Source organism: Acidilobus sp. 7A (assembly GCF_003431325.1).
Taxonomy (GTDB): Archaea; Thermoproteota; Thermoprotei_A; order Sulfolobales; family Acidilobaceae; genus Acidilobus.
Genome location: NZ_CP010515.1, coordinates 855,388 through 876,827, shown reverse-complemented (window position 1 = coordinate 876,827; position 21,440 = coordinate 855,388). Strand labels below are relative to the sequence as shown.

16 protein-coding genes and 2 tRNA genes are annotated in these 21,440 nt (G+C 61.3%); 11 read left to right on the top strand and 7 right to left on the bottom strand.

What is annotated here, in order from left to right; all coding sequences use genetic code 11:
* Positions 1-270 precede the first annotated feature (270 nt).
* Together SE86_RS04390 and SE86_RS04385 are read right to left on the bottom strand one after the other, a co-directional pair.
* Positions 271-1,920 carry a hypothetical protein gene (locus SE86_RS04390; RefSeq protein ID WP_117354441.1) on the bottom strand — a complete coding sequence of 550 codons (1,650 nt, stop codon included), beginning with the start codon at positions 1,918-1,920 and terminating at the stop codon, positions 271-273.
* A 63-nt stretch (positions 1,921-1,983) separates the two neighbouring features.
* Positions 1,984-2,535: a tyrosine-type recombinase/integrase gene (locus tag SE86_RS04385; RefSeq protein WP_117354440.1), complete on the bottom strand. Its 552-nt coding sequence runs from the start codon at positions 2,533-2,535 to the stop codon at positions 1,984-1,986.
* Positions 2,536-2,945: 410 nt separating this feature from the next.
* On the opposite strand from SE86_RS04385, the gene SE86_RS04380 reads away from it, so the two are divergent.
* Positions 2,946-5,942: a glycoside hydrolase family 38 C-terminal domain-containing protein gene (locus tag SE86_RS04380; protein WP_117354439.1), complete on the top strand. Its 2,997-nt coding sequence runs from the start codon at positions 2,946-2,948 to the stop codon at positions 5,940-5,942.
* On the opposite strand, the gene SE86_RS04375 is transcribed toward SE86_RS04380, so the two are convergent.
* Together SE86_RS04375 and SE86_RS04370 are read right to left on the bottom strand one after the other, a co-directional pair.
* Entirely contained in the window at positions 5,939-6,841 is a 903-nt protein-coding gene (locus tag SE86_RS04375) for a transcriptional regulator (RefSeq protein WP_158543120.1), read from the bottom strand. The genes SE86_RS04380 and SE86_RS04375 overlap by 4 nt on opposite strands.
* A 58-nt stretch (positions 6,842-6,899) precedes the next feature.
* Positions 6,900-7,481 carry a DUF4382 domain-containing protein gene (locus tag SE86_RS04370; RefSeq protein ID WP_117354437.1) on the bottom strand — a complete coding sequence of 194 codons (582 nt, stop codon included), beginning with the start codon at positions 7,479-7,481 and terminating at the stop codon, positions 6,900-6,902.
* Between the two features lie 150 nt (positions 7,482-7,631).
* Here SE86_RS04370 and SE86_RS04365 point away from each other — a divergent pair, with 150 nt between their 5' ends.
* The 6 genes from SE86_RS04365 to SE86_RS04340 all read left to right on the top strand — a co-directional run bounded on the left by SE86_RS04365 (position 7,632) and on the right by SE86_RS04340 (position 14,366).
* Positions 7,632-9,092, top strand: coding sequence for a hypothetical protein (locus tag SE86_RS04365; protein WP_117354436.1), 1,461 nt, complete (start codon positions 7,632-7,634; stop codon positions 9,090-9,092).
* A 426-nt stretch (positions 9,093-9,518) separates the two neighbouring features.
* Positions 9,519-10,208: a cyclase family protein gene (locus SE86_RS04360; RefSeq protein WP_211096476.1), complete on the top strand. Its 690-nt coding sequence runs from the start codon at positions 9,519-9,521 to the stop codon at positions 10,206-10,208.
* Positions 10,209-10,346: 138 nt separating this feature from the next.
* Entirely contained in the window at positions 10,347-11,780 is a 1,434-nt protein-coding gene (locus SE86_RS04355) for a radical SAM protein (protein WP_211096475.1), read from the top strand.
* A gap of 71 nt (positions 11,781-11,851) precedes the next feature.
* On the top strand, positions 11,852-13,345 hold the full coding sequence (locus SE86_RS04350; RefSeq protein WP_342755368.1) for a radical SAM protein: 1,494 nt from the start codon (positions 11,852-11,854) through the stop codon (positions 13,343-13,345).
* 341 nt (positions 13,346-13,686) lie between these two features.
* Positions 13,687-13,773: transfer RNA gene (locus tag SE86_RS04345), tRNA-Ser, on the top strand.
* Positions 13,774-13,832: 59 nt separating this feature from the next.
* Entirely contained in the window at positions 13,833-14,366 is a 534-nt protein-coding gene (locus tag SE86_RS04340) for an inosine/xanthosine triphosphatase (RefSeq protein ID WP_158543119.1), read from the top strand.
* Here the strand turns inward: SE86_RS04340 and SE86_RS04335 are convergent.
* Positions 14,341-15,573: an FprA family A-type flavoprotein gene (locus SE86_RS04335; RefSeq protein ID WP_148666772.1), complete on the bottom strand. Its 1,233-nt coding sequence runs from the start codon at positions 15,571-15,573 to the stop codon at positions 14,341-14,343. The two genes, SE86_RS04340 and SE86_RS04335, sit on opposite strands and share 26 nt — an antisense overlap.
* Before the next feature lie 120 nt (positions 15,574-15,693).
* On the opposite strand from SE86_RS04335, the gene SE86_RS04330 reads away from it, so the two are divergent.
* Both SE86_RS04330 and SE86_RS04325 read left to right on the top strand, forming a co-directional pair.
* Positions 15,694-16,485 carry a sugar phosphate isomerase/epimerase family protein gene (locus SE86_RS04330; RefSeq protein ID WP_158543118.1) on the top strand — a complete coding sequence of 264 codons (792 nt, stop codon included), beginning with the start codon at positions 15,694-15,696 and terminating at the stop codon, positions 16,483-16,485.
* A gap of 39 nt (positions 16,486-16,524) precedes the next feature.
* The gene (locus SE86_RS04325) at positions 16,525-17,940 is read left to right on the top strand and encodes a threonyl-tRNA synthetase editing domain-containing protein (protein WP_211096474.1); all 1,416 of its coding nucleotides are present in this window, start codon (positions 16,525-16,527) and stop codon (positions 17,938-17,940) included.
* Here the strand turns inward: SE86_RS04325 and SE86_RS04320 are convergent, their stop codons facing one another.
* Positions 17,941-18,942, bottom strand: coding sequence for a Clp1/GlmU family protein (locus SE86_RS04320; protein WP_117354431.1), 1,002 nt, complete (start codon positions 18,940-18,942; stop codon positions 17,941-17,943).
* 202 nt (positions 18,943-19,144) lie between these two features.
* On the opposite strand from SE86_RS04320, the gene SE86_RS04315 reads away from it, so the two are divergent.
* Positions 19,145-19,222: transfer RNA gene (locus SE86_RS04315), tRNA-Asp, on the top strand.
* 11 nt (positions 19,223-19,233) lie between these two features.
* Here SE86_RS04315 and SE86_RS04310 read toward each other — a convergent pair.
* Positions 19,234-20,616 (bottom strand): NAD(P)/FAD-dependent oxidoreductase, encoded by a 1,383-nt coding sequence (locus tag SE86_RS04310; protein ID WP_117354430.1) that lies wholly within the window; start codon positions 20,614-20,616, stop codon positions 19,234-19,236.
* Between the two features lie 163 nt (positions 20,617-20,779).
* Between SE86_RS04310 and SE86_RS04305 the strand changes: the two genes are divergently transcribed.
* On the top strand, positions 20,780-21,388 hold the full coding sequence (locus SE86_RS04305) for a hypothetical protein (protein ID WP_117354429.1): 609 nt from the start codon (positions 20,780-20,782) through the stop codon (positions 21,386-21,388).
* Positions 21,389-21,440: the final 52 nt, after the last annotated feature.

The following is a 21,440-nucleotide window of genomic DNA, read 5'->3' as shown; positions in this document are numbered from 1 at the left end:
AAAAGCGTGCGTAGAACTCAACAGGCGCCTCGAGGGCCCGCCCAGCCGTCTGTCCCTGGGCGCTCATTCTCGTCAGCTTACGATCACTAGTTGCGCCCAGGGACCTCCGCCTCGCCCAAGGGCCCCATTCACGGCGCTCCCCATGCGTAAGATTCCTGGCACTTCTGTCTCTGCGGGCTGAGGCCACGAGGTTTAGAGGTTCACGCCGAAAAGGGGAAAGCGAAGAAAAAGAGTTTCACTAAGGCGCTTAGGCGCCCCTTAGCCTTCAGGCTATGAGGTCACGTTTATAAGTATCAGCTCCCTGGGCAGGGTGAAGCTCTGGCCGCCGACGGTATAGTACACGGGCGTCAGGCCGCTGTAGTACACGTTAACGTAATAATTCGTGTAGGGGTTGCTTATTGTAATAGTGTTTACACTCACCGCCACTGAGTTGCTCTGGTACTGGAAGGAGCCTAGGAGCGCCCCTATCACCTTTAGAATGTCGCCTACCTCTGAGGAGGCCAGAGAGACCACAGGTTCTGCAGACTTCACTATGGCCGAGCCAAGGTCTATGGCTATGCCCAGGGGCGACTTGGCCCCGTTAACGCCAACGGAGAGGTCCACATAGGATGCATAGGATACCTGGTAGGGGTTCACTATATCAAAATACGTCAGGTTCGTGGCGTAGTACTGCCATATGACTGGCGCGGGCGTGTTGGGGAGAGGGCACGAGTAGTTAATTTCACTGCTATAGAAGTCGCCTGGGTCCTGCATGAGGACCTGCTGCTCGTAGGCCCACTCGTTCAGGTTGACGCATGGGTCGTAGGCCCACCAATTATAGATCACGGGGACCTCGACGTTGTCGATCCCCACGACCTCAACCTCCGTCAGCTGGAGGCCGAGGTACCAGCCCACCGTCGCGCCTGAAGGACTCTGCAGAGTCCAGTTTACCAGCGCGGCCTGGCCAACTATGTAGAGCTGGCCTATGTCAGGCTCTTTATTCCATGGGACGTAGGCCTCTATGGAGTTACCTTCTTGGACCTCCCCTTCACTCGTGAACGTGAAAGTGGTCTCCAGCTCTACGGAAAACTGACTGAGAACCTGGGGCAAATTCCCCGTCTCTTCGTACTCCCCTGTAGCGGCCTCGACCGCGCTGCCAGGTGTCATGAGGCCGTTTATAACGGATTGATTGACCACTTGAGAGAACTCCGTTATACTTATGACCACGTCTGCTCCACCAACAGAGCTGGGCTGCCCCAGGGCCACGGCGAGGCTTATGGGGGCCGTGCCCGTGTCGTTGGGGTACCAAAACATGACGTGAGGTACTAGGTAGCAAGGCATACCGCAGTACGTGAAGCTCGTAGTTATTGGGACGGTGACGGTGCCCTGCTCTGGCGATGCCTCACCAAGGCCCCTTACAGCTATCCCAGCTCCCTTGCCATTTGCCTTCAGGAGAGTCCTGAAGGGGTGGTTCACCATCACGTTTACTGCTATGGTCCCGTTGCCGCTGAGCGGGAGGCTCAGGTTAAGGGGCTGGAAGGAGGGCTGGGTCAAAAGCTCAACGCTTCCGTTGGGCAGGGCTATGGGGTACGAGACCCACATGATTATCGATGGCTCAAATGACCTTATGGCTGCCCTGCCATAAGCATGTATCCAGTCCTCGGCCCAGCTGACTAACCTGCTCAGGTCTATCACGGCCTGGGCCCCAGTCCCGTTGAAGACTGGGATGAACTCTGTCCCGTTGGGCGCTGGGGCCCAGGCCCAGACTGAGAACGAGGCGTTGGTGAGCTGGGTCGGGTCTCCGTCGCCCCCCATAGCGTATGCCCTTATTATGATTCTCCCCCTGTGGAACAGGCTAGGCACCAGGTAGGACAGCCCGGCGAGCAGGGAGGCCGATACAACGACGGCAATGACGAGGGCCAGGGCCCTGGCCGCCCTCAAGAGAACCGCACCTCGAGCTACTTTCTGTGTATGAAAATGTTAATATAGTTTTGCAGCCTAAGGTCAAGGCGCCTGGCCCTCAGCTGGCGAGGCGCCCCAGCCCCTTAGGCCAGCCAGGACCTCCTCAGCGAGCCTGACCTCTGTGTAGTGAAGGATGTGGTCGAGGGACCTGTGGCCAGTTATCTTGGCGACTATCGAGGGCGACACGTCCCTCTTCAGAAGGTACGAAACGAAGGCGTACCTCAGGGCGTGAGTGTTAAAGCCGTAGGCCCTGCAGCAGTACACCTTGACGGCTGCCTTTGGGTTCCTGAGGGCTGAGAGCGCGGCGCAGGCCTCGCTCAGCAGCTGCCTGCCCTCGCCTGACCTGAGCTCCTCGGGGAGGACCATTAGGCGCACATCATTGTCCTTGTGCTTCTCGACCCTGACCAGCACGAGGTCCTGGCCAGTCTCGCAGAACTGCCTGACGGCCTCAACTGCCTCCCCTACACGGCTGCCGTTGCGCAGTTGAACCAGAAGGACCACGTCATAGGGGCTCCTGGAGCTCAGCATGTGGTTTAGTATTCGCCTATACGCCTCCTCGAAGTCCAGCCCTGAGTCCCAGCCCCTCCTGACCAAGGCGAGGTCCTGGCGGTTACCTTACTGAGCTAAGGTAACAGGGGGTCAGGCCCGCTCGGGGGGCCAAGCGAGGGCGCAGGGGCGGGCTGCACAGAGCTGCAGCATATATGTTATTTTTAGCTTAAAAAACTTAGAAAAAGCCGAACAGCTTAGGACAGGACCGAACAGGCCCGAGCCAAGCCGAACAAGGTCTAACTAAACCAAGCAGAGCCTAACAGGCTCAAGTCAGGCCGAAGAAAGACGAACAAGGCCCAACAGTCCTTATTTACCCTTATGATAATGTCCCATGACATCCCCTTTATAGAGATAAGAAATAGCATTTCTTAAAAATCACTATTGACCTTGAAAATCAGTTGCCTAGGGAAATATATTTCTTTTAATAAGATTATTATGTTAAAGGCCTAGGCGGCTTGGGACCTCTATTTTTCTGGGCCGGCAACGCTGAGCTGGGTGCCCAGATGGACAGGCTGAGCCAACAGGCCATCGAGCTGAGGACGCTGCTCGTGCTGGCCTCCTCCTTCAGGAGGCCCAGGGCCGTCAGCTGGTCTCCGGCCGGAGGCCTTGACTACAGGTTCCTCTACAACGAGGTCGGGCAGAACCTCTACATGATCGTGACCTTGAGGCAGTCGCCGGCCCTCATAAGGCTTGACGGCAGGCCCTACTACGAGGTCGACGCCGAGCACGTCCAGGTCCCCCTGCCGCCCGGCAGCCACGAAGTTATGGCTGAGCCCACGGCTTACGGCGACTTCGGGGAGCCCGCCCAGCCCATGCCGCCCGAGGCCTTCATAGTTGAGAGGGACCCCGTCGGCTACGAGCTCTACCTCTACGCCTCCTCCGCCCTGGAGCTGGCCAGGGCCACGAGGGACGCGCAGCTGAGGGACGACCTCAGCTCGCTGCTCTCCAGGGCCCTCTCGCGCGTGAGGGTGAACGCTGTCTCGCCGACGCAGGTGCTGCTGGCCTCGGCCGTTTACAGGACAAGCTATGACGTCAACAGGCTACTGATCTCCATAGACCCCGGCCTCGCTGAGAAGGTGTACGTGGAGCAGCGGCCAGCCGGGGTTGAGGAGGCCCTCAGGGAGCTCAAGGAGGGCCTGAGGTCGCTTGAGGGCAGGTACGGCAGGCCAGGCGTGATCTACGCGGTTGGCCACGCCCACATAGACGCAGCGTGGCTCTGGCCCTTCAGCGAGTCGAGGAGGAAGGTGCTGAGGACCACGGCGACCGTGGTCAGCCTCATGGAGAAGTTCAAGGAGATGAAGTACGTCCAGTCCTCAGCCCTCTACTACGAGTGGCTCTCCCAGGACGCGCCCGAGCTGCTTGACAGGGTCGCCCAGCTCGTCAGGGAGGGCAGGTGGGAGCTGGGGGCTAGCTACGTTGAGTTTGACCCCAACGTGACCTCAGGGGAGTCTATGGCGAGGCAGCTGCTCTACTCGCAGAGGTACTTCGAGAGGCTCTTCGGCAGGAGGGCCGAGGTGCTGTGGCTGCCCGACAGCTTCGGCTTCCAGGCGACGCTGGCGCAGATAGCCAGGCTCGGGGGCATAAAGTACTTCGCCACCCACAAGCTGACCTGGAACGACACCAACAGGTTCCCCTACGGCCCCTTCCTCTGGGACGGCGGCGACGGCGAGCCGCTCCCCGCCGTGGTCTACGGCTTCGGTGGCGGGGGCTACAACAGCCCCCTGACGGCCTCAGCTGTGCTTGAGCAGTGGGAGAGCTGGCCAACCAAGGAGCGCCCGGCGCTCCTGTCCTACGGCTACGGCGACGGGGGAGGCGGGCCCAACGAGGACATGGAGCTGAAGTTCAACATAGTAAACGAGCTCCCCGGGCTCCCAAGGCTCGTGCACGCCACCCCCTCGGAGTACTTCAAGGCGGTGGACTTCAGCTCGGCGGGAAGGTGGAGGGGGAGGCTATACGTTGAGACCCACAGGGGGACCTACACGAGCCACTCGCTCATGAAGGCGCTGCACTTCGAGGCTGAGAGGTGGATGAGGGAGCTTGAGGCCTGGCAGGCCCTCTCGGGCACGTACGACAGGGAGAGGGTCCAGGCGCGCTGGAAGGTCATAATGAGGGACGAGTTCCACGACGTGCTGCCGGGCTCGGCGGTCAGGGAGGTCTACGAGGAGGTCTACAGGGAGCTGAGGTCCCTGACTGACGAGCTCAGGGCGGACGCGCTGAAGGCGATGGCCTCAGCGGCCGGCGGCGAGGGGCTTGCGGTCTTCAACTCCCTGCCGTGGCGCAGGCACGGCTATATTATAACTGACAGGCCGATCAAGGGGTCACAGCGCATAGACGAGGGCTACCTGGCCTACGTGAGCGCCCCAGCCATGGGCTTCGCCCCGCTCAGGCCCCTGGACCCCGGCGACAGGGCCTCGGCGAGGGCCGAGGGGGACTCGGCAGTCCTTGAGAACTCCGCCGTCAGGGCAGTGATATCCAGGGATGGCACTATAACGTCGTTGGTTCTTAAGGCCGCTGGCGAGGAGCTCGTGAGCGGGACCGCCAACGAGGTCGCCGTCTACCAGAACTCCCCAGGCTGGGCTGACGCCTGGGACATAGAGCCCGGCTACAGGGCCGGCGAGCTGAGGCTGAGGGCCGACTCCGTCGCCGTGAAGTACAGCGGCCCGCTCATGGCGTCGGCCCTCATAAGCTACAGCCTCGGCAGGAACAGGCTGGTCCAGGAGGTCAGGCTCTACGCCGGCCTCCCCCTGCTTGAGTTCAAGGTGCACGCCGAGTTCGTCGACAGGGAGCTCATGGTGAAGGCGTGGCACTCCTTCAACACGAACGCTGACCGCTACGCCTACGGCGCCCCCATGGGGGTGCTGGAGGAGCCCGCCTTCAAGAACACAAGCTGGGAGAAGGCCATGTTTGAGGTGCCTTTCCAGAAGTTCATAGACCTCTACGACTCCGGCAGGGGCGTTGCGCTGCTCTCACCCAAGAAGTACGGCGCGAGCGTTGAGGGCAACAGAGTTGGGCTGACGCTCCTCAGGACCCCCATGTTCCCTGACCCGGCCACCGACCTTGAGGCCCAGGACTTCACCTACGCGCTGATGGCGCACGCCGGCGACTGGAGGCAGGCAGGGGTGCCGAGAGCTGCCTACGAGTACGCCTTCCCGCTGGTCGTGGCCAGCGGTAACAGGGAGGCGTCGCTTATGGAGCTCTCCCCGGAGAACCTGGTGCTTGAGGCCGTTAAGGCGCCTGAGGACGGCGACGGCCTAGTGGTCAGGATGTTTGAGACCCACAACTCCTCCGGCGTCGGCGTGCTGAGGGCCCCCTTCAGGGTCGCCGAGGCCAGGAGCGTCAACATACTTGAGGAGGAAGAGGTGCCAAGGACAATACAGGTTGAGGGCGACGCTGTGAGGTTCTCCTACAGGCCCAGGGAGATAATAACGCTGCTCCTCAGGCCGGCCCGCTAGGAGCAGCCCGGCCTCCTGCACCTGTAGACCTTTGTGTTCCCCCTGACGCCCTCCTCAAGGTAGCCCAGCCTGACCAGCTTGTCAAGCCTCCTGTACAGGGGGCTCCTGGGTATGTTTGTCTCGCCCATCACCTGGGAGGCCGTGGCCTCACCCCCAAGCTTTGATATAGCTGACAGTATTGCCCTGTCCCTGTCGTCCAGGGCCTCGGCCGGGCCGCCACCTCCCCTCCTGCGCATAACTAGGGCGGCGCCGGCTCCCCCTGCAGCAACAATCACCACAACTATTATGAGAGGCAACAGGTACGAGGGTGAGGGGGCGCGCGTCGTGGTCGTTGTTGGGGTTATGCTGCTGGTCGTCGTGACGCTGTGTGCAACCACTGTAGTCGTGGTGCTCACGGGCGGCGACATCATGTACTCTATGGTAACTGGGCCCGAGGGCATCACGAGGGCCGGCGACCCGTTGACGTAGAACACCTGCTGAGGCACGGGGCTCACGTATATTGGCGTCGACTGGGGCGGCAGGAAGACGTCGCCAGGGCACGGCATGGTGAAGTTGGCCTCCCAGAGGGCCCCCTCCTTTGAGGTCGCCTGGAGCGTCAGGTAGGAGACGTTAACGATGCCTGGCTGGTCAACCGCCACCAGGAGGTCGGTGCCGTTGTACTGCACTGGCAGCTCGGTGGTGCCGTTCTCGACGGCGAAGTAGGCTGCAGGCGACTTAGCTGGGACCACCAGGAGGGCCGGGGCGCTCGTCACGTTGTAGACGGCGTAGAGCTCCAGGTCGCCGGCCTCATCTATCCTAGCAGTGGCTGAAATCGATGTCGCCTGGGCCCTGGCGACCGCCAGCAGTGCCAGCAGCGCAACCGCAAGTGTCGCTACCGCCACGGCCCTCCTCAATGCCATCACTTCACCTGTGAGGGGTTTCTAATAAAAAAGCGAAACTCATGCAATTTAAGGCTTCTCACGACGTGGTAGTTGTGGCGTTAGACGTGAGCGGCGAGTAGTAGGCCTCGACAGTTATAACTGGCCTCAGCACGTACTGCCCGTTGCCGGTCAGCACCAGGTGCGGCCCCATATATATCACTAGGTAGGCGCTCTTGCCGCTGGTCACCTGGAGGCCGCCGTTGATTATGGGCGCCTTCAGCACGCCGCTCGGCAGGCTGGCTGAGACGTTGACGCCCCCCACCTGGACCGTGACGGAGGACACCACGAACCTTATCTCAGTGTAGTTGCCGGGCGGCAGGCTCTTCGATGTTATCAGTGACAGTGATGAGCTCAGCTGGACGGTTATAGTCTTGTTAGAGACGGTCATCCACCCCTTGGAGGCGCTGTGTATCATTATTGACGTAACTGTGAGGTAGATGGCGAAGGAGGTGTTGTTGGAGGCGCCGGAGCCTGAGCTGGAGTGGCCTCCTGGGTCAGTCATGTAGAAGTAGACGGTGCCTCCCCTGCTGGTGTAATAGTAGTAGGCCCCAACGGCCGCAACTGCAACTACCACTACCACCACGGCCGCCGCCACTGCCGCTGAGACGGACCTTCTCATCACGCAGTCCCGCCCCAGTAGTTGAGGGACCCCCTTTTAGGGAGCCGCTCGCGACGGGTAGCGGGAAGCCCCGGGAGGGGGCGGGAGCAGACTCCCGCCGCGGCCCTAATAGGCGCCGCAAGGCCAGCGTGAGCGCGAGCGGTGGTGCAAGTGAGGAGCGGCTTGATGGCAGCTGCGCTGGCCCTTATGGTTGGCCTGGCGCTGCTCTCCCCTCTATCTTTGATAAAGGCGGCGGCTCAGACGACCCAGGGGCAGCAGGGCGGCGCTAACGCCACGGCAACGTCAGCTGAGGTGCTACTTAACATAACCCAGAGGGCCATAGCTGTTGCCAAGGCCCAGGGTGTTAACGTGACGGAGGCCGAGGAGCTCTACTCTGAGGCCCTCTCCTACTACAGGCAAGGGAACTACAGCCAGTGCATAGGGGTCGCCATAGGCATTATGAAGGTCCTGGCGACGCAGCTCAAGAAGGCAAGGCCGGCCCCAATGCCTCAGGCCATAGGCGTTGAGGCCCAGCTCAGGGCGATAGAGGCCTTCGTGTCATCAAACCCAGCCCTCAACAGCACGGAGAGGGAGCAGCTAATTTCAATGGTGGAGCAGGGGCTTAGGTACGCGGCGCAGGGCAACGCCAGCGCCGCCGCCCAGGTTCTCTCCCAGCTTAAGCAACAGCTCTCCAACCTCTCAATAAACGTCTCAGAGTACGCCAAGAAGGCGATGATAGGGAGGATAGCGGAGCACATAGCGCATGCAAAGCACGAGGCCGAGCAGGCCTGGGCCTTCCTGCAGCAGGCCAACGTGAGCCCGTCAGACGAGGCGGAGGAGGTCTTCGGGGCAATCGAGGGGCTCCTCAACAGGTCAGCTGTCAACGCGACCCCTGCCCAGCTGGTTGAGATGGCAAGGACGGCTGAGGAGCTGGAGTCCGAGGCCCCTGAGCTGATGCCATTCCCCAACGCCTCAGGCCGCGTGATGGTCGTTGAGGCCCAGGCCCACGTAATTAGGGGCATTAACGAGAGCATCCAGGCCGTACAGCCGCTGCTCCAGCAGCTAAGCGGCAGCGAGAACCAGACAGCTGAGAGGGCCCTCAACCTGCTCGAGGAGGCGCTGAACGACACCTACACGGCCGTGCTCCTGTTCGCCAGGGGCAACGACACGGGCTCCCTTGTTATGCTTAACCAGTCAATAGTGCTAGCTAACAAGAGCCTGGGCCTTGCAGGGAACCTGAGCTCAAGCTCCCACGGGCCGGCAAGGGCGGTCGGCCACGCTATAGCCAGTGCAGACGAGCTCGTCATAAAGCTTGACGAGAGGCTCTACGCCTTCATCAGCTCACAGAACATAATTGGCAAGGTGGTGGAGCTGAGGGCCGTACTGCTCTACGAGGTTAACTCCAGCGCCTACATAGGCATAGCTAAGGTTGTCAACCTCTCGTCCCACCACGTGGTCTTTGTGCTCGTTGAGATCACGGGCTCAACCAAAGTGACGGGCAACCTGACGGCGTCAAGGCTACCGGTCGGCGCAGTGACATTGGGCCTTGTCGAGGGGAGGGTCCAGGGCCTCTACTTGGTTGAGGCCTACTCAGTTACGTTAGAGAACGCAACCCAGGGCCTGTTTACCTGAACCGCTTTCTTACCACCTACCGATATCGTCCTTTTTCGGCCCCTAGAGCTTCTCACCTCTTCTCAGCCCTGTTTAACAGCTCAGAGGGCCCCCTCGTGACCCCCTCTCCCTCGCCAGTTATCTCAGAAGTCATCGGCCCCACGGGCGTGATCCTCTTGGAAGAACAGGCCCCAGTCCTCAGGCTCCATCATCTCCCCTGAGGTGGTAGAGGTTTATGGGAAGAGGGTGATGCGCCCTTAGTTAAGTTAAGATCAGGGACAACCTCACGCATAACTACAGATATTACGGTCCCCCTCTTATCAATTCTTATAGGGCGATGCCAGTTCGCGGTCCCGAACAGTGAGGGACTACTTCCCGGGGCCTCTGGCATACTCTGGCTACAGGAGGGCGTTTAAGCTAGCTCTACCCCAGCCGCGAGGGACTGCCTTGGGACTCAGCCTCGGTAGGGTCGTTGACCTGACGTGCGACCTCTTCAACGGCATGCCAACCTACCCAGGCGACCCACCGTTTAAGCACGAGTTCGTGATGAGGGGCTCGAGGCCCGGCGAGGTGACGCTCTCAAGGCTTGAGGCGGGCTCCCACTCAGGCACGCACGTTGACGCCCCTCTTCACTTCATACCTGGAGGGGGGTCCGTTGACTCAATAGAGCCCTCGAGGCTCATAGCAGGGGCGGACGTTGTGGACCTCAGCAACAAGAGGCCAGGGGAACCGATAACGAGGCGCGACCTCGAAGGCAAGGTTAGGAAGGGGAGGGCGGCGGTCCTCTACACGGGCTTCTCGTCAATGAGGGGCTCAGAGCTCTACCTCTACGCCTGGCCCTACCTTGACAGGGGCGCCGCGGACTACCTCGCTGAGGTCAAAGTGAGCGCGGTTGTAACTGAGGGAATGAGCGTGGCCGGCTGGGCTGGGGCCGAGGGCTTCCCGTGGAAGCCAACGGTGAGCCCTGACGACGTGTCATACGTTCACGCCAGGCTGCTCTCCTCAGGCGTCATAATAGTTGAGGGCGCCTGCAACCTTAAGGAGCTGGTAGGCTGCAACAACGTGACCCTCGTCATAGCTCCGCTCAGGGTGAGGGGCGCAGAGGGAGCCATGGCCAGGGTGCTGGCGCTCTGCTGACGCCCATGGCCTTGGAAGGGGAGAAAGGAGAGGGCTCATCTACAGGCTTCCTTAGACTACTCCCTTGTCTCATCTACAGTTTTACATATATCTCTCAAAACAATATAATTAGTAACTAGGGGATAAGAAACGAAAGTCTTGCTGGCCCTGCCCCCAGATGTTCACAACCTGGAGATCTACAAGGTAACAGGTATGAGGGCCCCTCCCCTGGGGCTGGCATACATAGCGTCAGTCCTCGAGCAGGCTGGCCACAAGGTCAAGATAGTTGACAGCCCGACCAGGAGGCTCGACCTGAAGTCGTGGATGGCCGAGGTCAAGTCGTTTGACCCGGACATAGTTGGGGTCTCCATGATGACCCCGCTGGCCCCCAAGGGCTACCTCGCGGCAAAGGAGCTGAGGAGGGAGATGCCCGACGTCACCCTAGTGGCCGGGGGCACCCACGCGACCTACATGTATGACGAGGCCCTTGACGCCGGCTATGACTTCGTCGTCAGGGGCGAGGGCGAGTTCACTATGCTTGAGCTGACGGATACGCTCGAGAAGAGGGGGAGGGACTACGAGGCCCTGAAGGCGATCAAGGGCCTCGTCTTCAGGGAGCAGGGCAGGACCGTAGTAACGCCTGACAGGCCCTTCATAGAGGACCTCGACAAGCTGCCGTGGCCTGACAGGGAGCTCCTGGACATGGACAAGTACACGCTTTTCGATAAGCCCATTAGGATAGCCCACGTCATGGCAAGCAGGGGCTGCCCTTATGGCTGCATGTACTGCATAACCAGCTACTACTGGGGCAGGAGGTACAGGTACAGGTCCGCCAAGGGCGTGGCCGACGAGATAGAGTACCTCGTTAACAAGTACGGGACGAAGCAGATAGTGTTCACTGACGACGAGTTCACGGCTAACTGGAAGTTCGTGAGGGACTTCGTGAACGAGATAAGGACGAGGGGGCTTGACATCAAGTTCTCCTGCGGCGCCAGGGTCGACCACATGAGCAAGGACATAATGAAGCTGCTATACGACAACGGCTGCAACGCCCTCTACTTCGGCGTCGAGTCAGCCAGCCAGGAGACGCTGAACAGGATAGGGAAGAAGATAACCCTGGAGCAGGCCAGGAGGGTGTTCCAGTGGAAGAAGGAGCTCAAGGGCTTCGCCACAGGCTCCTTCATCCTTGGATTCCCCTGGGAGACTGTTGACGACATGAAGCAGACCGCTGAGCTCGCCGTGAAGCTAGGCCCCGACTACGCCCAGTTCACGGCACTGACGCCTTACCCTGGCACCCCGCTATGGGACTTCGCAGTTAAGAACAACCTGATAGTTGACACTAACTGGGAGCACTACACCACCGTGAGGCCTGTCATAAGGGGCTTCAACTTCACGGCCGAGCAGCTGGGCAGGGCCCTGATTTACGCCTACAGGAAGTTCTACCTGAGGCTCGGCTTCATGTGGCAGGAGGTGAGGGCCGGGAGGTTCGGTGACCTGGTCTCGGTGATCACCAGGGAGACCCTCTCGGCGTTTGGCGACGCGCTTGGGCGCGTCTTTGAGCCCCTGAGGTGGGGAGGGGGTGAGAGGGATTGAGCGAGGCCGGTAACCCGGTAGTTGAGAAGCTTGAGGGCGAGGAGGGAGGTAATAAGAAGGATAAGGGGAACATAGGCCACCTGCTGGCGGGCATAAGGCTCATCTTTAACAACCCCGTCACAAGGGCGTCGCTGAGGCTCGCCTCAAGGACAGTTAAGGTTAAGTATGCTGACGGCACGGAGAAGGAGGCGCCGCTCATATATCATTCACTGAGCGCCTTCGTCGGCGAGCAGATAGTCGAGTGCCCGCTCACGGCCAGGTTCCTCATACCGATAATTAACAAGTCCATAGAGGTCGGCATAAAGGCGCTTCACGGTGACGTCGAGTCCGCCAAGAAGTCCATAAGCGACCCAGCGATAAGGAGGGGGGTAGCGCTCGTAATGAAGGGCCTTGGCCTCTACGGCGTCACCGTGCCGCAGAAGATGCCAGCCCCCTTCCTGATAGTCTGGAACTTCACAAACATGTGCAACCTGAAGTGCATACACTGCTACCAGAGGGCTGGAGCCCCGACCCCTGACGAGCTGACCCTGGAGGAGAAGCTGAGGGTCGTTGACGAGCTCGACAGGGCGGGCGTGGCCTCCGTGGCCTTAAGCGGCGGCGAGCCTACTATACACCCCCACTTCCACAGGATAGTGAGGGAGCTGTCATCAAGGGGCATACACACCGCCGTCGCGACCAACGGCTGGCTCTTCGCTGACATAAACGAGCTGGCCAAGGCTAAGGAGGAGGGGCTGAGGTACGTCGAGGTCTCGATAGACAGCGCCGACCCCAAGGTCCACGACAAGTTCAGGGGCGTGCCCGGCTCATGGGAGAGGGCCGTAAAGGCGCTTGAGAACGCGGTCAAGCTGGGCATGGACCACGGCATGGCAGTCACAATAACGAAGATGAACATAGGTGAGGTCAAGAACCTGCTCGACCTTGCTGAGGAGATAGGGGTCAAGAGGGTGATATTCTTCAACTTCGTTCCAACGGGCAGGGGCCTTGAGAACGCGTGGCTTGACCTGGACCCTGTTGAGAGGGAGAAGTTCCTGAGGGAGATCTACCTCGAGATGAAGAAGAGGCCTGGGCTCCAGATAGTTAGCACTGCCCCCCAGTACGGCAGGGTGGCCCTCCAGGTCAGCGGCGGCCAGGAGGTGGCGCCGACTCACTTCGCGGTGAGCGGAGACCCAATAGTTAAGGCCGTGGCTGAGTTCGTGGGCGGCTGCGGCGCCGGCAGGATATACGCTGCGATACAGCCCAACGGGGACGTGTCGCCGTGCGTCTTCCTGCCCGCCGTGGTGGGTAACCTGAGGAAGCAGAGCTTCTGGGACATATGGACCAAGAGCCCGCTCTTTGAGCAGCTTAGGAACAGGGACAACCTCAAGGGCTACTGCAGGGTCTGCCCATACAGGAACATATGCGGCGGCTGCAGGGCCAGGGCCTACGGCTACTACGGCGACCCGCTGGCCCCGGACCCAGGGTGCATATACAACCTCAAGGACTGGCAGGAGCTGACCTCCAAGGCGCCCAAGGTGAAGCTGGTGACGCAGCAGGCGGGCCAGGCCGAGGGGGTCGCCAAGAGCTAGCCTTCAGGCCTTTCCTTTAAGCCACGCTTTCTTTTCCACCGTCCTCTTAAGGCCTCTCAGCCAAATGCCTTGACTTCACCGCTCAGTGCCGGAGGTAACACATCACAGAGGCCGTTAAACTTAGGTGCCTTGAGCTTAATTACCTTAAAACAGGCACCTTGCCAGCGCCGGGGTCAGCGCAACCGCTCGCCCCGCAGGCGCCAGAGGGGCACAGGGGCGCCGCAGGCCGGCCAGGGCGCCTGCGAGCCAGCGTCACCGCCAGGGCACCTGACTAACCATGGGAGGCGCGCCCTCAAGGATGCTAAAGGTTATAAGTTCCTTGCTTTTTACGGAAGAGCGGTGCCGCGGTCGCCTAGCTGGCTAGGGCGCCGGCCTGCTAAGCCGGTGGGGGAAACCCCGCGCGGGTTCAAATCCCGCCCGCGGCGCCACCTCCTCTTAGGCGCCAGCTAATAACAAGGTACGGCGCCGTGTGCCAGGGCGTGGGAGCTTGACGTGCCCAAGCGCCGCGGTGGGGAGCTCCAACCCGGTTAAGCTGGAGGGCGTCAGGGAGGCCTACGAACTCATCTACAGCTGCGCCAGGGTTACGCCTGTGGCCGTGAGCGGCCTGCCGCCCCAGCCAGTTGGGCTCGAGGAGACGAGGAGGCTTGCTATGCTGAGGGCCTCGCTGGCGTCGAGGGGCGCTGATCACGGCGTCGGCGTGGAGTCGGGTCTCTTCAGCGTCTCAGGCTCCTGGTATGTCATAACGTTCACCTGCGTGGTTGCCGGCAGCTCCAGCGCCTGCGGCGCCTCCCCCGCCTTCGAGGTGCCAGAGGAGGTCGCCAGGGAGGCCATGAGCTCTGAGCTGGACGAGGCCGTGGGAAGGAGGTACGGCCTCAAGGACATAGGGTCGGCTCAGGGCATAATAGGCCTCATGACCGAGGGCAAGGTGATCAGGAGGGACCTGGTCAGGTGGGCCACCCTTATGGCCCTGGCGGGCCTGAGGGGCCTCCCCCGGCTCACGAGCCCCTCTGGGAAGCCATGAACTCGCCGACGGCCTTCGCCACTGAGGCCGCGAGCTCGTCCATCTTCTCGAGCTCCTCTGGCCTGGGCCTGGTCCTAAGCGTGACCAGCGGCTCAACTACCTTAAAGCCTGACCTCTGCAGCTGGTCCGCGGCTATCTTAGCTATTGGCCCCCACCCATATGATGTCACCACCCCCGCCGGCCTTCCCCTGCCGAACATCTTCACCTGGAAGGTGTAGAGGGCCTCGTAGAGGGGCATCGGGATTGAGGCGTCGTAGGTGGGGAACATCACGATGAGCCCGGCTGAGTTGTTGGCCTCGCTCAGCACGTCTGAAATGTGGACCTCGGCGGCGTCAATAGCCTTGACGTTCAGCCCCCTTGAGCTGAGGTCCTCCTCCAGCCTCTTAAGGGCCTTAACGGTGTGACCGTACATGCTAATGTAGAGTATTGACACCTCCCTCTCAGGCCTTGGGAGCACCCACTCCTCATACAGGTCGAGGGGCAGCCGCGGGTTTGACCTGTAGAGAGGTCCGTGGGCTGGCGCTATCACCTTGACTGAGCTCATCAGGGGCCCCAGCTTCTTCAGCGCGTCAAGCGTGTTCTTAGCGTACTTACCAACTATGTTAACGTAGTACCTCTTGGCCTCAGGTATGTACTTGTCAAGGGGGACCTCGTCGTCGAACAGGCCCTCGCTCAGGGCCCTGTAGGAGCCGAAGACGTCACATGTGAAGAGGACGCCGTTGACCTCCTCAAGGGTCATCATGGTCTCAGGCCAGTGGAGCCAGGGGGTGTAGATGAACCTCAGCCTCCTGCTGCCAACCTCAAGCACCTCGCCGTCCTTGACAGGCCTCAGCCTGTCGCCAGGGACGTCGTAGAAGTCATCAATCATCTTGGCCCCCACGCTTGATATGGCCACCGGCGCCGCCGTCCTCCTTACGAGCTCCTCCAGGGTGCCCTGGTGGTCGGGCTCGAGGTGGTTCACAACTATCAGCTTAACCCTTGAGAGGTCCCCGACCACCGCCCTCAGCTTGGAGAAGTACTCCTCGGAGTAGTCCTCCTCGACACCGTCAACGGCTATGAACCCGTCGCCTGCGTCAATAACGTAGGCGTTGTATGATATGCCCTCTGGTATGGGCCACATGTTCTCAAACCTGACCTTCCTCCTGTCGTTGACACCAACCCAGTGTATGCCGTCAGCTACAGTCAACGGCTTTGTGAAATCCTTCACGTCCTTTCGCCTTCTGAAAAGATGTCCTCTTCACACTTAAAATATTTTTCTCTCTGGAAAGAGATTCAGTGCTGTATAAGGCTAATATCTTGGCCGTGGAGCCCAGGCCTGGCTGGTAGCATGAGGGTAGCCTACGCTACAATGATATACAGGTCCCTGCTCCCGGCTGACGCTGTGACTAGACTCCACAACATGGGGGTTGACTACTACGAGCTGAGCTACGACAACTTCCTCAACAGGAGGGGTCAGGAGGACGCGCTGCTTGAGGACACGCAGGCGTCGCTGAAGCGCCAGGGCCTCAGCCCCTCGAGCGTCCACCTGCCCTACGACAAGCAGACACTAGACATGCTGGCGCAGGGCAAGGAGGGGGCCTTCACACGCATGATAAGGTGGATGAGGGCGGCCAGGGAGATGGGGGCCTCCATAGCGGTCATACACACCCTCCCGCTGAGGCACTCCGACGAGGCGGTGGCCGCAAACATAAGCGCCCTCTCAAGGCTCGCCAGGGAGGCCAGGGACCTGGGCCTCACGCTGGCCGTGGAGAACAGGCTGGAGGGCGACATAGTGGGGTCAACCGTTGACGAGCTCATAAAGATAGCTGGCTCCGTCGAAGGCCTCAGGCTCTGCGTTGACATAGGTCACCTCAACGTCAACTCCAAGGACCCGCCTGAGGAGATAAGCAAGGTTGCCGAGGCTGGCCTCATAGCTGAGGTTCACGCGCACGACAACGACGGCTACTCGGACGACCACATGCCTCCAATGACTGGGACCGTGGACTGGTTCAGGGTCGCTGGGTCCCTCGTTCACTTCGACGGCCAGCTGACATACGAGGTCTCCTGCAGCGGCCCCGAGGCCAAGTGCAACAACTACGTGAGGCTTATAAAGATGGTAAACAAGAGCGTCTTCGGCTGAGCCTTTAAGGGCTGGGCGCTAAGCTGAGGTGGGCACAGCTTGAGGCTGCTCATGATTCACGTCTCAGAGGTCAAGTTCTGGGCTGTCGAGGAGGCAATTGAGAGTCCGCCTGACCCCCCATCTAAGTTCGAGGGCAGGGACTGCGTCGTGGGCTTCATAAGCGTCGAGGAGGGCGACGCCCCTGACCTGGCTAGGCAGGCGGCCCTTGAGATAGCCGAACACGCGAGGAGGTCTGGCGTCAAGTGCGCCGTGGTCTACCCCTTCGCCCACCTCTCGCCAAGCCTGGCGCCGCCAGAGCAGGCCGCTGCGATACTCAGGAGGGTCGAGGACGAGCTTAAGGCCATGGGCTTTAGCACGGCTAGGGCGCCCTTCGGCTGGTACAAGGGGTTCACCATAACGTGCCCAGGCCACCCGGCCTGCGAGCTCTCCAGGACAATAACTGCCCCCAGGGGGCCGTGGTTCATAGCCGATGGCAAGCTACTGTCGCCCAAGGAGGCCATAGACTCAGGCCTCATGCCAAGGGAGCTGGAGCCCGGGAACCCATGGGACAACGAGGCTATTGGAACCATGGAGAAGCTGGGCGTCACCAGCGACGGCCTGACAAGGCTGGGGGAGGTGATGATGGAGTCCCTCGCCTCTTGGGCGGCTGAGAGGCTTGGGGGCGAGCCGAGGACGAGCGGCGGAGGGCCCTCGGAGCTCTACGGCGTGAGCGGCCTGGCCTCCATACTGAGGTCGTGCCTTGACGCGGCCAGGTACCTAGAGGAGGGCTCCGTCAGGCTGAGGTCGCCCGTCCCAGGGGGCGACGTGGTAGTTAAGGCCGGTGACGTGGGCGAGGAGGAGTTAGTCAAGGCGCTCTCTGAGGTATCAGGGACCATGGCCAAGGGCCTCACGTGGCTTGACGCCTCAAGCGACAGAGGCTTCTCAGTGAACTACGACGTGCAGTACTCTGTTAGGCTCGGGGTCTACATGAGCAGGTCAAAGGGCGCGGCAGCGGTGGCAGCCCACGGCTCCGTAAGGGGGAACCAGTTCACGTGCCTCGGCCCCCTGAGGCTCATAGCATCCTCAGCGGTTGACGCGGGCCTCAGGGAGGCGGAGGCCGGCTCAACGCCCTCGCTCCCCTTCTGGATGGCGCCCCTTCAGGCGGCGGTTGTGCCAGTGAAGGAGCAGCAGACCCAGTACGCGGAGGAGCTGCTCTCTGAGCTCCAGGCGGCGGGCGCCAGGGCCTACCTTGACCCAGCGAGCAAGAGCCTCGGGGCCAGGATAAGGTCGGCTGGCAAGGCGTGGGTGCCAATAATTGCAGTTGTGGGCGAGAAGGAGGCCTCCAGCAGGACGGTGAGCGTCAGGAGGAGGTGGAGGCAGGGGGAGCAGGAGGTGGTGCCCTTCGACTCCCTTATCAACGAGGTGCAGCAGCTGGTCGCCCAGTCGCCGGGGAGGCGCTTCAGGGCGCCTGAGTAGCTAGGCCTGAAGAAGGCCCCCGAAGGCCTTCAGGTCAACCCTAGCCCTTCCAAGCCTAATGAGCTCGACGCTGCCCATGTACTGCGTTAGCACAGTTATAGAGCCCGACCTTGAGGGCCCCCTCTCGACAACAGCGAAGTGATCGCCCTCCGCGTCCCGAAGGCCTACAAGCAGGCCCTCCCAGGCCTCAGGCTCCCTCCCCTCAACGAGGAGGCCGTCGAGGCTGAGCACCCTCCTCCTCGACCCCATCATGCATGAGGCGAGCAGCCTGTCCCTGTTGGTCCTCCTCTCAGCCTGGCTCTTCCCGGCTGGGGCGAGCCTTGGAGCGACCACAAGGGGGCCTGCCATCTCGTGCCTCAGTATTGATAATGACCCCTGGTCGAGGCCTATGGCAACCACGGCGTCCGCGCCCACGGCGAGCGCCAGGGCCGCCTTGAGCTCTGCCCCCTCCCCCGAGGCCCAGCCGTCGGTGTCTACGACGAAGCTGCCGGAGAGCCTGGAGAGCCTGATGGCGCAGGCTAAGTACCTGGCCTCTAGGCCCCTTGGCGTGTAGTCACCCACCAGGCAGGCGGAGAGCGGCTCAGGCGCTGAGGAGCCAGGCGTAAACGGCCTTGGAGGCATGGAGAGGGCCTCGAAGCCGGGGCAGTAGACCTCGTTCTGGCCGACGTCGGTTGATATTATTGAGTTCACAGCGCCTGAGTTGTAGAGGTACGCCGCCAGCGTGCTCTTGCCGCTGTCGGTTGGCCCCACGAGGACCACCCTCCTGGCGCCCCTGAGCTCATCTATGAGGGACTCAAGGGCCTTGAGTCCCTCGGGGTCGCACTGCCCAAGCTGGCCGCCGCTTATCTCAACCTCGCCATCGCCCTCAGCTATCACAGCCCTGCCGACGGGCACGGTTATTGATGAGCCTGCCGTGACTGGCCCTCCCATGAGCTTCAGGTCCCCGTCCCTCACAGCTATCATAGCTGGGCCTCTGACTGTGGTGCAGCCGCTGAGCTTCATTGAGCCTCCCAGCGCCCATCCCTTCTCGCGGGCTCGGCGTTTAAGTTATCTCTCTGCTTAGCCGCGGCTGGCGCCATGGATGCAACGGCCCCGGGGCTCGCCTTTGGCCAGGCCGTGCCTGTAACCCTAGGAGCTAGGTAGGCCAGGCGGCAATGAGGCACAAAAAATTAATAGCCCCCAGCATGGTTATATGCGATGGCACGCCGCGGTAGTACAGCCCGGCATAGTATGCGGGCCTGTCAAGCCCGTGACCCGGGTTCAAATCCCGGCCGCGGCGCCAGCCGCTCCTGTTTAAGCCTGCCTGAAGGCATCTGTTATCGGCTCCATGGGCGACGGGTGGGGCACGGCAAGCCAGTAGAGCCCCTCAGAGTCAAGGCCTGAGTTCATGGCCATGGCGAAGGCCGTGAGTATAGAGGAGGCGTCCGGCGCGAAGGCCTGCGCTCCCATCACCCTGCCGGACTCGTCAACCAACACCTTGACCCACCCCTCCTGGCCCCCAACCGTGAGGCTGTAGGCCTCCGCCTGCAGGCCGTACCTTATGACGTCGAACTTAACCCCCATGGACTTGAGCTGCTCCTCCGTGTACCCCACAACCCCCATCTCGGGCACGGTGTAGACTACCTGGGGTACGTCTACGTAGCTCATCCTGTAGAGGTCCCTGCCGAGGAGCATGTTCCTTGCAGCGACCAGGCCTCCCTTCGCGGCCGCGTGCTCCAGCATAAGTCTCCCGGTGACGTCACCTGCCGCGAAGACGTTGGGGACGCTTGTCCTCATGCCCTCGCTAACCCTTACGCCGCCTTCCAGCTCGAGGCCCAGCGCCTCCAGGCCGTAGCCGCTCAGCCTGGGCCTCCTGTCAACTGCCATCAGGACCTCGTCGCCTCTGACCTCCACGGCGGAGCCGTCCCTTGCAACCGCCCTCAGGACCTTAGCGTCGCCTCTGACCTCCACGGCGGACGCCCTGTAGCCAAGCCTCACGTCAACGCCCCTCCTCTGCAGAAGGCTGAGCGCGGCCCTCGAGATGTCTACAGGCATGTTGAGCAGCAGCCTGTCAGCGCTCTCAACCAGCGTTACCTTAACCCCGAACCTTGAGAGTATCTCAGCCATCTCAACGCCTATGTAGCCCCCGCCCACTATCACCATGGAGTCAGGCAGATCCCTGGGAGTCCTTGAGTAGGCGTAGAGGTCCTCGCTCGTCATGCACAGCTCCCTGCCCGGGATCTCGGGGATGAAGTCGACTGAGCCGGCCCCTATGTGAAGGTACCTGAAGCTCACCTCAGCCTCCCCGCCGTCCTTAAGGCTGACCCTGAGCGACCTGTCCCCTGTTATCGTGGCCCAGCCCCTGAGCAGGGTCAGGTTCTCGCTAAGCTGCCCCACGAGCCACCTGAGCTGGGAGAACAACTGGGACTGGACCCTCTCCGTGGCGTTGACCGCCCTCCTCCAGGCCTCATCGGGGTCAACCCTGGCCCCCAGGGAGACGGCGTCGTCAACCCTTATAGCCCACTCCCTAAGCGCCTTCGATGGCACGCAGCCAGCGTTGAGGCAGGTGCCGCCCAGGTTCTCCCTGTCCTCTACTATGACTACCTTGAGGCCCGCCCTGGCGAGCTCGAGGGCGCCAAAGAGCGAGGCTGGACCTCCGCCTATGAATGCGGCGTCGGCCCTTATGGGTCCAGACAAAAGCCTGCACCGACGCTTAGTTAGGGGCTGACGTTTTTTATCTTTTCTCTTTTTCGAACTTTGCGGGGCCGGCGACTAAGCCCCAGGACTTGGACAACCTAGGTGTTTCAGATTTATCCTTTACAATATTTACCTTGGCCTCCACAGGGCGCCTGGTGAGCGGGTGCTCAGGGCCAGCGAGTCCGTAGCGGCCTCCCACCTGGAGTCGATGGGCTTCAGGGTACTGGAGTTCCACAGGAAGGTGGTTGTAGACGGCGTCGAGGTCTCAGATATAGACATAGTCGCCGAGAAGAACAACATAGTCTATGCGGTTGAGGTCAAGGCAGGCCTGGCGGACGTGTCCTCCATGAGGCAGGCCTATGTGAACTCCGTGCTGACAGGCCTGAGGCCGGCCATAGTGGCCAGGGGCTACTCTGACGAGGCCGCCAGGGCCGTGGCCTCAAGGCTAGGGATTGAAGTGATAATACTCGATGATCAGCTCTTCGTTCAGCCCGACGAGCTGAGGGAGCTTATAGTTGACGCCGTGGAGGAGGCCCTGGAGAGGGTGACGCTGCCCCTCTCCTTCTGCGGGAGCCTGAGCGAGGAGGATCTCAGGGCCGTGAGGGCCATAGCGTCAGCGGAGGACTTCAGCTCGGCGGCTAAGCTGCTGGGGGTCACGGCGGAGCAGCTGGGGAGGCTCGTGGAGTCCATGAGGAGGAGAGGGGTTATGCCGAGGGGCGACTTCAGGGCCATGAGGGTTGCCTCGAGGCTCCTGCTTCTCTGCAGCAGCTGAACTTATTTAGCTGGAGTTTTTCGATATATCACTGAGAGAGTGAAGTGCCACG